Here is a 12,025-nt window from a genome sequence, read left to right on the forward strand (position 1 = left end):
TTCTTGATGGAATTGGCTGACATCCTCTCCGAGGAGTCCGTGATTGTTTGCTCTGGGATCAAGACCAAGCTGGACGTGTTGCAAAGGCTTTCCGAGCGCGCCGCCAAGATCACTGGCCAGGACGCCGCGACCATCTTCGAAGCAGTGAACGATCGTGAGCAGCTGGGCTCGACCGGGCTCGGCAACGGCATTGCGATTCCGCACGGCAAGTTCCCCGGGCTTGGCGCGGTGACGGCCGTGTTCGCCCGTCTCGAAGCGCCGGTCGAATTCGAGTCGGTCGACGACCAGCCGGTCGATCTCGTCATGCTCCTGCTCGCCCCCATGGGGGCGGGCGCCGACCACCTGAAGGCCCTGGCGCGCGTTGCCCGGATCCTCCGCACCGATTCCGTGGTGGCCCGCCTGCGCCGCTGCCACGACGCGGGCGAACTGCACGGGATCTTGACCCAGCCCCTGGAAGCGACCCGGGCGGCCTAGCGGCACGGCGATGTTCCCCTCGGTGATCGACTGGCTGCTCGACACCGATCCAGCGATCCGCTGGCAGGCGATGCGCGATCTCCTTGATGCCCCCTCGGCCGCCTGCCAGGCCGAGCGCCGCAGGGTGGAGACGGAGGGCTGGGGCGCGCGGCTTCTCTCGCACCAGGACGCGGACGGCCAGTGGGCGGGTGGCGCGTTCGTTCCCGCCGGCTTCGATTGGGCCGAGTGGCGGGAGCGCGGGCAACCCTTCACCGCGACATGTTTCGCGCTGACCCAGCTCAGGGAGTTCGGCCTCGATCCACGATCCGAGCGCGCACGCCGGACGGTGGAACTGGTGGGCCGCAACGCCCGCTGGGACGAAGGCGGCCAGCCGTTCTGGGAAGGCGAGGTCGAGGAGTGCATCAACGGCCGCACGCTGGCGGACGGCGCATATTTTGGGGTCGACGTATCAGGTATCGTCGAACGGCTGCTGGGCCAGCGCCTCGACGACGGCGGCTGGAACTGCGAGCGGGCTAATGGCTCGCGCCGGTCGTCCTTTGCGACGACCATCAACGTGCTCGAGGGCTTGCTCGAGTACGAACGAGCGACCGGTGGCTCGGCTGAGGTACGCGCGGCGCGCAGGTCGGGCGAAGCATACCTGCTGGAGCGTCACCTGTTCCGGCAGCTCAGCACCTGGGAGCCTGCGGACGAGCAGTTCCTGCGTCTCACCTACCCCAACCGCTGGCGCTACGACATCCTCAGGGCGCTCGATTACTTCCGCTCGGCCGGAATCCTGGACGGCACCCGTCCCGATGCCCGCCTCGCGGAAGCGACCGAGCACTTGCGTAGCCGGCAACTCGCAGACGGCAGCTGGCCGCTCGACTGGAAGCCGGGGGGGCGGGTGTGGTTCGACATGGATGAAGGAGCAGGCCGGCCGTCGGCCTGGATCACGCTCAGGGCGCTGCGCGTGCTCAGGTGGTGGCAGGCCTGACGGCGAGGCCGGATGCTTCGCCGGAGCCCGCCCGCCTGTCACATGAGTTTCACCGACGGCGCATAGCGTCACGTTCGGTTGCGCCGCCGTAAGTGCGCCACCCCTAGCCGTTCAGGAGAATGAGATGTTTGCCAGATTGTCGCTGGCGGCAACGCTTGTTGTCGCCCTAAATTGCGTTGCGCCGGCCCTCGCCGAAGAGCCGGTGGCGATGACCTCGAGCGTGCTCGACAGCTTCGAGATCCCCGAGATCAACCAGGCCATCGGCGTCGATGCCGAGCATTTCTATGCGATCGACAACACCTCGATCGCCAAATACGCCAAGGACACCAAGAAGCTCGTGCTGAGCCGCGACTACGAGGATCTCGGCGCCATCCACTTCGACAGCGCCGTGGTGGTCGACGGCAAGATCTACATCGCCCATTCCAACTACCCGGTCTGGCCGATGACCTCGTCGCTCGAAATCTTCGATGCCGTGACGCTCGATCATCTCGAAAGCCACAGCTTTGGCATCCAGATCGGTTCGTTCACCTGGGTCGACCAGGCGGCTGACGGTACCTGGTGGGGCGGCTTTGCCAATTACAACCGGGTGTTCGACAAGAGCCCGGTCGCCTACGGCAACAAGTACAACACCCAGATCGTGCGTTTCACCCCCGATTGGCAGGTGGCGCAGGCTTACGTGATTCCGGATGTAGTGGTGGAAAAGTTCGACGACATGTCGAACTCGGGCGGCTCGTGGGGCCCGGACGGCAACCTCTATCTCAGCGGCCACGACCCAGCGGAAGCCTATGTGATGCAGGTCCCCAAGATCGGATCGACGCTCAGTTGGATCGGCACCGTGCCGCTGGCGATTGCCGGCCAGGGCATCGCATGGGACCGCTCGCAGCCCGGCGTGCTCTACGGCTTCGTGCGCAAGAGCAAGACGGTCAGCGTCAACAAGGTCGATCTCACGAGCCTTGGGGACTGATTGCCGATCCATTCTGAGGGTGTTTCGGCTCCCGCTCCTTGCCTTCTCCCCTTGCGGGAGAAGGTGGCGCGTGATCGCCGGATGGGCATCGCCTTGCGATGCACGGTGGGAACGAAGCGACGAACGACTGGAATATGGCGGAGAAATACCTCATCCGCCCTTCGGGCACCTTCTCCCACAAAGGGAGAAGGCTATCGTCTCAAACACGTGCGTCTCAGTGCAGCGTCACAATCCCGAAGGAGCGGTCGGCCAGCCACTCTTCCACGGCTTCCTCGCTGTCGCCCACCATCAACGGCGAGCCGTCGGCGGAGACCACGATATGGAAGTCGGACTCTTCGCTGAATTCGCTGTCGGGCAGGATCGGACCCATATCCGCGCCCTTGACGTGCTTGACGTAGACCACTGCATTGCCGCCGAGCGCCATGAACTGGGCTGGGGTCAGGTTCCGCAGGGGGTTATCTAGCTGCTGTTCTCTGTTCTCTTGCATGCGTGTTCCCCTTTCTTAGGCAGAACGTATCTCGATACGGCGGGCGATTTTTTCGGCTCTTGGACGAACAACTGCGATCATCAGCATGCCGTTCCTCAAAATCGCGTCTTTGACCACCATGCCGTCGGCGAGGAGGAAGTTTCGCTGGAACTGCCGCGCGGCAATGCCGCGATGCAGGTACTCCCGGCTGGCGTCGTCCTTCTGGCGGCCTCGTACCAGCAACTGGTTGTCTTCCACCGTCACCTCGAGGTCGGGCTGGCCGAACCCCGCGACGGCAATGGAAATCATAAACGTCTCCGCCCCCTCCGCATCGAGCGAACGCTCGATATTATAAGGCGGGTAGCCATCGGCGGCTTTGCTCATTCGATCGATGCGTTCTTCGAAGGCATCGAAGCCGAGCAAAAACGGCGCCGAAAACATGGAGACGCGCGACATCCGGATCGTCCTTGTTCCAAGCAACGGTGTGGAGCGGCCCTAGTTTCAGTGGCACCGTTCCATGCCCGTGATATGGGTCTCGGGACTTTCTCAATCAAGACCGCGAGCGGCGGGGAGCCTGGGCTTTGACGGACAGTACTGTGGCGGTGGTGATCCCCGCCTACAAGGCCGAAACCCTTATCGAAGAAGCGGTGCGCAGCGTGCTCGCGCAGACCCATGCCGATTGGGAAGCCTGGATCGTCACCGATGACGGCGAGGACTACGAAGAACTGCTCGGCCGCGCCGGCCTCGTCGACAGACGCTTCCATTTCCTCAGTTCCGGCCGCGTCGGCGCCGGTGCCTCACGGGCCCGCAACCTGGCGCTCGACCGCATCCAGACGCCTTACGTGGCTATCCTCGACGCCGACGACCGGATGAAGCCACGCAAGCTCGAACTGGCGGTCGCGGCGCTGGCTGAACAGCCGATCGTCGCATCGGCGCTCGACGTAATGGACCAGAACTACAACCGGCTGCGCCTGGTCGGCGACGGGCCGGACCAGGTGCTGACACCCGGCGCCTACAAGTTCGTCAACTTGTCGATGGATTCGATGATCGTCTGGGACCGCCGCCGCTGCGACGCGCGCTACGATCTCGAGCTCACCAACATGACCGATCTCGAACTATTGATGCAGCTATGGCGCACTGCCGGGAGCGTCCACCACCTCGGCACGCCGCAGCACGACTACATCAAGCTCGCGACCTCGATGAGCAACGGCATCGGCGTCACGGAAAAGATGATCGCCGCGAAAAAGACGCTCCTGTCGCGCCTCGAAACCAACCAATACCGCTTCGCCGCGCCCGGCACAGCGGAAGGGATCATCGCCTTTCTCGGCATCTCGCTGGCGGCAGAGGCGGCATATCCCATGGCCCTGGAAGAGCGGCCGGGCCTGCTGTTCGAGGATCACCTCGAGCCTATGCTACGGGCCTATGAGGCGCAGGTTCGGCGAGACTGACTACTTCAGCGCCGCTTCGACGTCCCTCAGATACGGCACCGCCGGCTGCGCCCCCGGCTTCAGCACAGCAAGGCTCGCCGCCACCGCCGCCCGACGCATCGCGGCCTCGAGGTCCAGTCCGCGGTCCAGCCCAGCGGCGAGGTAACCGCAGAACGTATCCCCTGCCCCGACCGTATCGACCGGGTCGACCTTCATCGCCGGCACCGCAAAACTGCCGGTCGGCGTCGCGGCCCGTGCGCCGTCCGGCCCAAGCGTCACGATCACCGTCTGGTTCTGCGATTTGGCCCAGTCGGTCATCGCCGCATCGAGCTTGTCCATGCCGGCGCCGGTCAGAAGCTCGAACTCGGTTTCGTTGGCGATGACGATCGAGGCCTGCTCGGCCACCGCCTTGGTGGTCTTCAGGAACGGCGCGGTGTTGAGGATCGAGACGACGCCCTGCGCCTTGGCCAGTTCCAGCGCCCGCACGGTCGCCACCTGTGGGATTTCCTGCTGCAGCATCAGCACCGAGCCGATGCCGAGGCCCGCGAGCGCCGCATCGGCATCAGCGGCGCTCATGGTGCCATTGGCGCCGGGGAGGATGGCGATGACGTTTTCGCCCGCCTCGTCCACAAAGATCATGGCGATGCCGGTGGCGCCGTCGACGATGCGCACGTGGCTCAGATCGACGCCGTCGGCGCGCAGAAGTTTGAGGGCTTCGTCCGCAAAACTGTCGGAACCTGCCGCGGCGAACATGCGGACTTCGGCCCCCGCACGTCGCGCCGCCAGCGCCTGGTTGGCGCCCTTGCCGCCGGCAGCCATCGAGAACTCGTTGCCCGGCACGGTCTCGCCGGGCTTGGGGATGCGGCTGACGGTGCCGATGAGATCAAGGTTGGTGGAGCCGAGGACAGTGATCAATTGAGGACCTTGGGGATGGTGTTCCAGTTGCGCATGGTCGCGATTGCGTCCTTCTCCAACTGCCGGTCGAACTTGTCCAGCCCCGGCCCGTGCCGGCCATCGGGCTGCCTGTAGCCGACGAGGTAGATATCGCGCGCATCGGCACGCACGACGTCGTAGTTGTCGGGGATGCCGGTGTACGTCGCGCCTGTCGGCAGCGGCTTGTCGAACAGCATGACGTAGCGATGGAAGTGGCCTTGTTCCGGGTAGGCGGCGAACGGCTTCGACGCCAGCATCGCCTCGATCTCGTCGCCCGACCGCATCACCGCCTCGCTGAACCAGCCCCAGCGCTTCTCGATCGCGGCTTCCAGCTCGGCCTTGGGATCATGCGCACATTCGAAGCGCACGTTGCCGCTGGCGAGGATGGTCTTGATGTTGCCGTAGCCGAGTTCCTCGCAGAGCGCCTTCAGCTCGGCCATCTTCATCTGGCGCTTGCCGACATTGACGGCGCGGAGGAACGCCACCCAAACCGTCACTTCCGCTTGCCCTGCGGGTAGATTGTCTCGCCGCGCTTCAGCATCTCGACGAAGCTCGCGATCTTCTTCTGCCGGCCGGCCTCGGTCTTCATGTTGTGGGTGCGGAAGGCGATGGCGAAGCGGTTCTGCTCGCTGAGCCTGCCCAGCATTTCCTTTGCCGCTGGTTCGGCGTCGATCGCTACCTGCAGGTCGTCGGGGATCTTCAGGTCCTTGCCGGCGCCGTAGGCCTTGTCCCAGCGGCCATCGGCCTTGGCCGCCTCGACATGCTTCAGTCCGTGCTCGGTCATCCGCCCGGATTCGACCAGCCGGGCGACGTTGTCGACGTTGATCTTGCTCCAGATGCTCTTCCGGCCGCGCTTGGTGTAGCGCTGCAGGAAGCTCTTGTCGTCGAGCCCCTTGCGCACCGCGTCGATCCAGCCCCAACACAGCACCACATCTATCGCCTGCTTGGCGGTGATCGAGGGTAGGCCGGAACCCACCTTGTGGATCTTGATCCAGACCTCGTCCCAGCTGTCGTGGTGCTGCGCCAGCCAATCGTAGAAGGCCTGCTCGTCCTTGAACTCGCGGACTTTTTCGGGGTCGACATAGACCGGCGCCATCAGGTGGGCTCGCGATCGATGATCTTCTGCAGCGCTGGGTCCAGCCGCTCGTCATGGGGCAACTGGATGCCAAGCGGACCCGCCAGCAGTTCGCGCATCTCGGCAACCGAGTTCAGCAGCCGCGCCTCGCTCGGCGCGCCGACGGTGTGGATGTTGAGCTTGCGGTTGAACAGCGCCAGGCGCCGGCCCTTTTCGACACGGGCGACCAGCAGGTTCTGCGTGAAGAACGGCGACGAGGCGGCTTCCTCGCTCAGCCGGACCAGTTCCTCCTCACTGCGCTCGGTTCGCTCGAAGCTGTAGAGCGCCCGCCACTCGCCCTCGATTTCGATATCCACCTGCCAGGTGCCATCGGTTTCGAGGAGGCGGAAGGTGTCGAGCGGGGTCTCCTGGGGAACATCTGCGCGCAGCCGGAGCGGCGCCGTCGCAGTCTGGCCGCCGAAGCCAACATCGGCAAGGTAGGTGACGCCGGCCACCTCGACGGTGAGCACCAGGTGGCGCAGCGGCGGCTCCTCGCCCTCGGCTAGGCCCCAGAGCACCCGGGCGCCGTGCATCTTCACCTCGAAATCCAGCTCGGCGAGCATCGCCTTGAACAGGAGGTTGTGCTCGAAGCAGTAGCCGCCCCGCCGGTCGAACAGCAGCTTCTGTTGCAGGTTGGCGAGGTCGAGCCGGACGGGGGCGCCCATCAGCGGATCGAGGTTCTCGTAAGGGATCGCCGCCGGATGCAGCTGATGCAATTGGCTCAGCGTCTCCAGCGAGGGAGCGATCGAGCCGGCAAAGCCGATGCGCTCGAACCAGGCATCGATATTGGCCTTTGATGCCACGGACGTCCCCGCCGCTGATTCCGGGAGCGCCATAATGATGAGCGGAACGGGATTTGTCACCCCGCCCCTCACGGCCCTGCCCGGATGGGCAGGTCAGCCGGTGACGACCACCTTCGTGCCGGTGGGAACGCGGCTATAGAGGTCGATGATGTCCTGGTTGATCAGACGGATGCAGCCCGACGAGACAGACTGGCCAATGGTGTAGGGCTCGAGCGTGCCATGCAGGCGGAAGTGCGTGTCCTTGCCGTTGCGGTAGAGATAGAGCGCGCGCGGGCCGAGCGGGTTCCTGATGCCGGGCTCGAGGCCGGCGGCGACGGGCCCGTAGCGTTCGGGCTGGGTCTTGACCATGTTGGCGGTGGGGGTCCAGCGCGGCCACTCGGCCTTGCGCGAAATCACCGCGGTGCCGCGGAAGTTCAGCCCCTCCTCGCGCCCGACGCCGACGCCATAGCGCATGGCGCGGCCACCCGGCTCGACCAGGTAGAGGAAGCGCTCGGTGGTGTTGACGACGATGGTGCCGGGCTTCTCCTTGCCGGCATAGTCGACTTCCTGGCGCCAGAACTGTTGCGGGATCTTGCGGATGTCGATGCCGGGCACCGGGAACGGCTCGTTGGTCTTCATCGAGTAATAGCTGGCCCAGGGTTCGTCGACCTGGATGACATTGCTCCTCGAGGCGAGCTCGCGCTTACCGGTGGAGGAGCAGGCACTGAGCGCCAGCGCGGCGCTCCCGATCATAAAAAGGCGGCGGGTGGTCAAAACAGGTCTCGCAACAAGGGTGGCCAATAACAGCCCGCTACCCAGCAAGAATGAGCCGTGATTGTCGAGTGCTAGCCGGCCACACCTCCGGATGAATGCCGTTCACGCCGACGTGTGTGCGGTTACGCACTCGCCACGCCATCAAGGAAAAGAGCAGCCTCGCTGCTTGACAATGCGGAACCGTCACATAAAGTGAAACCGGTTTCACTCGGCGGGAGGGCACGTGCGGCTCGATCTCACCATTCTCGTTCCGCATCTCGGCTTCCTGGCCGAAGGGGCGCTATTGACGCTCGAAGCATGCGCCCTGGCGCTCTGCGGCAGCGTCATCCTCGGCATGCTGGTGGCCATCGCGCGCACCTCGGCGAGCCAATGGATCAGCCGGCTGGCCTTCCTCTATGTCGACCTGTTCCGCAACATCCCGTTCATCGTGCAGCTGTTCTTCTTCTATTACGGACTGCCCGAGATCGGCATCTACATCGACGCCTTCACCACCGGGGTGGTGGCGCTGTCGATCGCCGGCGGCGCCTATGCGTCGGACGCGATCCGGGCGGGTATCCTCGCCATCGACAACGGCATCCTCGAAGCGGCGGAAGTCAGCGGGCTGTCGAAGCGCGTTACCTTCACCCGCATCGTGCTGCCGATCGCGCTGCGCACCTCGGTGCGGCCACTCGGCTCGGTGCTGATCAACATGATCCTCACCTCGTCGATCCTTTCGACCATCACCCTCAACGAGCTGACCGGACAAGCAAAGATCGTCGCCTCCGACACGTTCCGGCCGTTCGAGGTCTACGTCGTGCTGCTGGTGGTCTACGCGGCGCTGACCTACCTCGTCTCGCTCGGCATCACGCTGTTGCACCGCCGCCTCAACCGCGACCTCCAGGAACAGGTGAGCTGATGCGTTTCGCCGAGTTCACCCCCTACGACATCATCCTCCTGCTGCAGGGCCTAGGCGTCACCGTCGGGCTGTTCCTCATCACCTCGCTGATCGGCGTGTTCGTCGGCGTCCTGTGGGGCGTGGTGCGGTTCTACCGCGTGCCGGTGCTGACGCAGGTCATCACCTTCGTCTCCGAGATCCTCAAGAACTCACCGGTGCTGGTGCAGCTGTTCCTGGTGTTCTTCGGCTTTCCGGCGTTCTTCCACGTCAACGTGACGCCGGTGCAGGCGGCCGTGGTGACGCTCTCGGCCAACACCGCAGCCTTCGTTTACGTCATCGCGGTGTCGTCGATCGAATCCATCGGCCGCGACCAGATCGAGGCGGCGCGGGTGTTCGGGCTCAGCCGCTGGCAGGTGCTGCGCCACGTGATCGCGCCGCAGGCCGCCGCCTTCTCCATCGGGCCGCTGACGGCACTGCTGGTCAACCAGCTGCAGGTCACCTCGCTGATCTCGGTGATCGGCGTGCTCGACCTCGCCAAGATCGGTGCCACGCTGAACCTCAGGACGCTGAAACCGTTCATCGTGTGGACCGCGGTCGGCATCCTCTACTACCTCGCCGCCAAGGCGGTCGCCTCGCTGGGCGCCTGGGCCGAAAAACGTCTGCGGGCGCATAGCGCCTTCCGGGGCCTCTGAAGCATGCTGAAAGTCGAAAACGTCAAAAAGGCCTTTGGCCCGGCGGTTGTCCTCGATGGAGTGAACCTCACGGTGAACCCCGGCGAGGTGGTGTCGATCCTCGGCTCCTCCGGCTCGGGCAAGTCGACGCTGATCCGCTGCATCAACGGGCTCGAGAAGCTCAATGCCGGCAAGATCACCGTCGACGATTTCGATGTATCGAAGCCCAAGGAATTGGCCGAGGCGCGGAAGCGCTCCGGCACGGTGTTCCAGCTGTTCAACCTCTACCCGCACATGACGGCGCTGCAGAACATCACGCTGGCGCCGATCGAAGTGCTGAAGCGGCCCAAAGTCGAGGCGGAAGCCGAGGGCCGGGCGCTGCTCGCCTCTGTTGGTTTGGGCGATCGCGCCGATGCCTATCCGGCGCAACTCTCGGGCGGCCAGCGGCAGCGCGTCGGCATCTGCCGCGCCCTGGCGATGCAGCCGCGCTACCTGCTGCTCGACGAGGTCACCAGCGCGCTCGACCCCGAGATGACCTCGGAAGTGCTGGATATTCTCGCCAAGCTCGCGACCAGCGGCACCACCATGGTGTTCGTCACCCACGAGATCGAATTTGCCCGGCAGATCTCCAACCGCATCGTCTTTCTCGAGAAGGGCGTGCTGCTGGTCGACCTGCCGACCAAGGAATTCTTTGCAGCCGATGGCGGCCTCGCACAGCTGCGCGTCGCGCAGTTTCTCTCCAAGATGCGGAAAGACTGACCACCATGTTGTTCATCGCCAATGCGGAAGGCTGGCCAGGCGTCCCCACGACCGTCGAGATGCTGCGCTCGGGCACCGATAGTCTGACCGCCCTGGTCGCCGGTATCAGCAAGGTCGAGGCCGAGACCAAGGTGCGCAGCGTCGGCCACGGCGGCTGGCCCAACATGCTCGGCGAGATGGAATGCGATGCCGCCGTGATGGATGGCACCACCCGCGAAGTCGGCAGCGTCGGTGCGGTGCCCAACACCATCCCGGTCGCTCGCCTCGCCCACGAGGTGATGAAGAAGCTGCCGCATGTGATGCTGACCGGCGACGGCGCGCGCCGCTTTGCTACTGAAACCGGTTTCTCTGTCGATGACGTGCTGCTCGAGGATAGCAAGCGCGTCTGGTGGGAGCGGCTCGAGAAGGAGATGACGCCGGAGCAGAAGGCGGCCTTCCCCAACACCCCGCTGGCGCCGCTCTTGAAGACCATCACCGACCCGGAGCGGGTGCGCGACACCACTGTGTACCTGAGTGCTGATCCGGCACGTGGCATCCACACCGCGACATCGACCTCCGGCTGGGCCTGGAAATATCCGGGCCGGCTCGGCGACAGCCCGATCCCCGGCGCCGGCTTTTACGCCGATAGCCGCTACGGCGCCGCCGCCTGCACCCATACCGGCGAAATGACGATGCGCTGCGCCACCAGCCGCACGATCGTCCTCGCCATGAAGCTCGGCTACTCGCTGAGCGACGCCATCAAGCTCGCGGTCGACGAGCTCGGCGAATTGACCGAGGGGTTCCTCGGCGGGGTGGTGATCCACGCCGTCGACGCCAAGGGGAACCACGAGGTGTTCAATTTCAGGTGCCAGGGCGAGATTCGCTACTGGCTCTGGGACGACTCGATGCCGGAGCCGGAACTCCGGGCAGCGAAGACTATCTGATCCAGGAGAGGAACAACCCATGAAGCGTATTCTGACCACTATTGCCGCGCTGGCGCTCGTCGCCACCACGGCCGTCCCGGCCATGGCCGGCATGCTCGACGACATCCGCGGCCGCAACGTCGTGCGCATCGGCGTGTCGCTCGGCGGCGAGCCGATCGGTTTCCGCGATGCCCAGAACAACCCGGTCGGCTATGACGTCGACGTCGCCAACATGATCGCCACGAAGCTGGGCGTGCCGGTGGAATTCACCGACGTCTCGGGTGACGCCCGCATCTCGATGCTGGTCTCGGGCCAGCTCGATATCGTCGTCGCCAACACCTCGGCGACGCTCGAGCGCGCCAAGTCGGTCAACTTCACGATCCCCTACAACCGTGCCGGCCTCCGCGTCATCGTCCAGGCCGACTCGGGCATCACCGACCTCGCCGGCCTCGCCGGCAAGAAGATCGTCGTCGGCCGTGGCACCACGGGCGAGACCTTCATCAAGACCGCCGTGCCGACCGCCGAGCTGGTCTATGTCGACCAGTTCGCGCCCGATGGCGTGCTGCAGCTGCAGCAGAAGCGGGTCGACGCCGCGATCGAAGACTCCTCGCTCCTCGACTACCTCGCCACCAAGAACCCGACCCTCGTGACGCTTGCGGGCCTCTACTCGAACGACCCGATCAGCATCGCCGTCGCCAAGGGTGACACCGAGTTCGTGCGCTGGCTCGACATGTTCGTGTCCGATTACATCCAGTCGGGCGCTTATGCCGCCAACTACAAGAAGTGGTGGGGCGAGACCGCCAACCCGCCCGAGCTGATCGCGCTCTGGTAAGAACGGGCTGGGGCGGCGCCATCTCCCTTCGCCGCCGTCCAAGCCGACTGCCGGGCCGTCCCCCAAGGCGGCCCGGAACCCTT

16 protein-coding genes are annotated in these 12,025 nt (G+C 65.0%); 9 read left to right on the plus strand and 7 right to left on the minus strand.

The features are described 5' to 3' along the window. Positions 1 to 6 precede the first annotated feature (6 nt). The 3 genes from AC1DYL_RS07975 to AC1DYL_RS07985 all read left to right on the plus strand — a co-directional run bounded on the left by AC1DYL_RS07975 (position 7) and on the right by AC1DYL_RS07985 (position 2,408). Positions 7 to 474: a PTS sugar transporter subunit IIA gene (locus AC1DYL_RS07975; protein ID WP_477172717.1), complete on the plus strand. Its 468-nt coding sequence runs from the start codon at positions 7 to 9 to the stop codon at positions 472 to 474. 10 nt (positions 475 to 484) lie between these two features. After that, a complete protein-coding gene (locus AC1DYL_RS07980; RefSeq protein ID WP_477172718.1) occupies positions 485 to 1,444 on the plus strand; it encodes a squalene cyclase in 960 nt (319 codons plus the stop codon). Between the two features lie 124 nt (positions 1,445 to 1,568). Beyond that, positions 1,569 to 2,408 carry a cycloisomerase gene (locus AC1DYL_RS07985; protein WP_477172719.1) on the plus strand — a complete coding sequence of 280 codons (840 nt, stop codon included), beginning with the start codon at positions 1,569 to 1,571 and terminating at the stop codon, positions 2,406 to 2,408. A 214-nt stretch (positions 2,409 to 2,622) separates the two neighbouring features. Here the strand turns inward: AC1DYL_RS07985 and AC1DYL_RS07990 are convergent, their stop codons facing one another. Then, the gene (locus tag AC1DYL_RS07990; protein ID WP_477172720.1) at positions 2,623 to 2,895 is read right to left on the minus strand and encodes a DUF1150 family protein; all 273 of its coding nucleotides are present in this window, start codon (positions 2,893 to 2,895) and stop codon (positions 2,623 to 2,625) included. Between the two features lie 15 nt (positions 2,896 to 2,910). After that, positions 2,911 to 3,330 carry an Hsp20 family protein gene (locus AC1DYL_RS07995; RefSeq protein WP_477172721.1) on the minus strand — a complete coding sequence of 140 codons (420 nt, stop codon included), beginning with the start codon at positions 3,328 to 3,330 and terminating at the stop codon, positions 2,911 to 2,913. Between the two features lie 125 nt (positions 3,331 to 3,455). On the opposite strand from AC1DYL_RS07995, the gene AC1DYL_RS08000 reads away from it, so the two are divergent. Then, entirely contained in the window at positions 3,456 to 4,322 is an 867-nt protein-coding gene (locus AC1DYL_RS08000; RefSeq protein ID WP_477156929.1) for a glycosyltransferase family 2 protein, read from the plus strand. Here AC1DYL_RS08000 and AC1DYL_RS08005 read toward each other — a convergent pair whose 3' ends face one another. The 5 genes from AC1DYL_RS08005 to AC1DYL_RS08025 form a co-directional block, all read right to left on the minus strand. Then, positions 4,323 to 5,216, minus strand: coding sequence for a ribokinase (locus AC1DYL_RS08005; RefSeq protein WP_477172722.1), 894 nt, complete (start codon positions 5,214 to 5,216; stop codon positions 4,323 to 4,325). Beyond that, on the minus strand, positions 5,213 to 5,731 hold the full coding sequence (locus AC1DYL_RS08010) for a DUF1697 domain-containing protein (RefSeq protein WP_477172723.1): 519 nt from the start codon (positions 5,729 to 5,731) through the stop codon (positions 5,213 to 5,215). Before AC1DYL_RS08010 ends, AC1DYL_RS08005 begins: the two co-directional genes overlap by 4 nt. After that, the gene (locus AC1DYL_RS08015) at positions 5,728 to 6,330 is read right to left on the minus strand and encodes a YdeI/OmpD-associated family protein (RefSeq protein WP_477172724.1); all 603 of its coding nucleotides are present in this window, start codon (positions 6,328 to 6,330) and stop codon (positions 5,728 to 5,730) included. The genes AC1DYL_RS08010 and AC1DYL_RS08015 overlap by 4 nt, the downstream gene beginning before the upstream one ends. Next, entirely contained in the window at positions 6,330 to 7,151 is an 822-nt protein-coding gene (locus tag AC1DYL_RS08020; protein ID WP_477172725.1) for an arylamine N-acetyltransferase family protein, read from the minus strand. The genes AC1DYL_RS08015 and AC1DYL_RS08020 overlap by 1 nt, the downstream gene beginning before the upstream one ends. A 93-nt stretch (positions 7,152 to 7,244) precedes the next feature. Then, positions 7,245 to 7,904, minus strand: coding sequence for a L,D-transpeptidase (locus AC1DYL_RS08025; protein ID WP_477172726.1), 660 nt, complete (start codon positions 7,902 to 7,904; stop codon positions 7,245 to 7,247). A gap of 223 nt (positions 7,905 to 8,127) precedes the next feature. Here AC1DYL_RS08025 and AC1DYL_RS08030 point away from each other — a divergent pair, with 223 nt between their 5' ends. Genes AC1DYL_RS08030 through AC1DYL_RS08050 form a run of 5 tightly spaced genes read left to right on the plus strand, consistent with a single transcriptional unit; the run spans position 8,128 to position 11,942 of the window. Further along, the gene (locus AC1DYL_RS08030) at positions 8,128 to 8,799 is read left to right on the plus strand and encodes an amino acid ABC transporter permease (protein WP_477172727.1); all 672 of its coding nucleotides are present in this window, start codon (positions 8,128 to 8,130) and stop codon (positions 8,797 to 8,799) included. Beyond that, complete coding sequence (locus tag AC1DYL_RS08035) at positions 8,799 to 9,470, plus strand: amino acid ABC transporter permease (RefSeq protein ID WP_477172728.1); 672 nt, start codon at positions 8,799 to 8,801, stop codon at positions 9,468 to 9,470. Before AC1DYL_RS08030 ends, AC1DYL_RS08035 begins: the two co-directional genes overlap by 1 nt. A gap of 3 nt (positions 9,471 to 9,473) precedes the next feature. After that, positions 9,474 to 10,208, plus strand: coding sequence for an amino acid ABC transporter ATP-binding protein (locus tag AC1DYL_RS08040; protein ID WP_477172729.1), 735 nt, complete (start codon positions 9,474 to 9,476; stop codon positions 10,206 to 10,208). Positions 10,209 to 10,213: 5 nt separating this feature from the next. Further along, positions 10,214 to 11,131, plus strand: coding sequence for a glycosylasparaginase (locus AC1DYL_RS08045; RefSeq protein WP_477172730.1), 918 nt, complete (start codon positions 10,214 to 10,216; stop codon positions 11,129 to 11,131). Between the two features lie 19 nt (positions 11,132 to 11,150). Further along, positions 11,151 to 11,942 carry a transporter substrate-binding domain-containing protein gene (locus AC1DYL_RS08050; protein WP_477172731.1) on the plus strand — a complete coding sequence of 264 codons (792 nt, stop codon included), beginning with the start codon at positions 11,151 to 11,153 and terminating at the stop codon, positions 11,940 to 11,942. The last annotated feature ends 83 nt before the right edge of the window (positions 11,943 to 12,025 follow it).

It is taken from the genome of Devosia sp. P1_H9 (genome assembly GCF_056405135.1).